This window comes from Shigella sp. FC1567 (assembly GCF_001743015.1).
GTDB lineage: Bacteria > Pseudomonadota > Gammaproteobacteria > Enterobacterales > Enterobacteriaceae > Escherichia > Escherichia coli.
Window position 1 is genome coordinate 1 of sequence record NZ_MIIV01000323.1, and the last position, 878, is coordinate 878.

The following is an 878-nucleotide window of genomic DNA, read 5'->3' on the forward strand; positions in this document are numbered from 1 at the left end:
GTATAAGGGGTTATGGCCACCGGACTACCAAACGGCTGCCAGCCCTCTTTCAGTTTATGTGTCAGCTTTTCCGCAAGATCTGACGGCGACGCCGCCCTGACAACATCATAGTGTTTAAATGCCATGGTTCTTTCCACCATCTGAAAAATGATTCTTTAAAATACCTGACATGTAATACAGAAAAAACACAAAACCATACCTTAAATAAAAACCTCATCATCAAGCAGATATGCATGGATAAACTACAAGACGAGATATAAACCACCCTGCATTTAAATAAACAATAAACAACATCAGAAAAATAATTCTGCTCTATGGTTTACATTCAAAAATATCATTTATACTTTTCAGAACATCACCAGCAAGGCATAAACAAGGAAACTAAATGAAGTGGATTGTGATTGATACAGTTATCCAGCCATCATGCGGAATATCTTTTTCAGTCATATGGAGTAAAATAAAATTAATAATCTGGTATCAATCGGATGCTTTCTTACCTCCTGAAAGTATATTTACACTGACTCACACAGGCATCATGCTCAATAACAAAGTGCTACCTGTAACCATTTACAACGTAGTACCATTCAATAAAACATTCTGGAATTTAATCAAAAACAGCCAGGAATGCCCTACAAATACAGATAACGTATTGAATGAATGCTTTAATAACCGTTGCACTCTGCAAATATGTCCTTATGGGCTAAAACAACAAAGTCCATAAGGAGTTTACTCACATCTGACAAAATCAATATAAACAGCCCCTCCGGAGAGGGGCTGGAGAGTGGCGCTATGTGCCATTGCATGGTGCCGGGTGCCTCCCGGTGAATTCAGTACCAGCACCTGAATCCGCGATTATCCCATATACCTACTCGCTGATT

The 878-nt window shown here is 39.0% G+C and carries 3 protein-coding genes; 2 read left to right on the top strand and 1 reads right to left on the bottom strand.

Features of this window, described 5'->3' with window-relative positions:
* On the bottom strand, positions 1-125 hold a 125-nt coding region (locus BHE85_RS16790), incomplete at its 3' end, for a DUF1737 domain-containing protein (RefSeq protein WP_114077698.1).
* A 260-nt stretch (positions 126-385) separates the two neighbouring features.
* Between BHE85_RS16790 and BHE85_RS16795 the strand changes: the two genes are divergently transcribed.
* Both BHE85_RS16795 and BHE85_RS27620 read left to right on the top strand, forming a co-directional pair.
* Complete coding sequence (locus BHE85_RS16795; RefSeq protein WP_000871291.1) at positions 386-721, top strand: anti-adapter protein IraM; 336 nt, start codon at positions 386-388, stop codon at positions 719-721.
* A gap of 70 nt (positions 722-791) precedes the next feature.
* The coding region (locus tag BHE85_RS27620) for a hypothetical protein (protein ID WP_228340236.1) at positions 792-878 on the top strand (87 nt) is incomplete at its 3' end.

What these genes read in the sequence shown, in the direction of transcription:
- BHE85_RS16795 (WP_000871291.1), top strand. Translation starts at nt 386, where the DNA reads ATGAAGTGGATTGTGATTGATACAGTTATCCAGCCATCATGCGGAATA.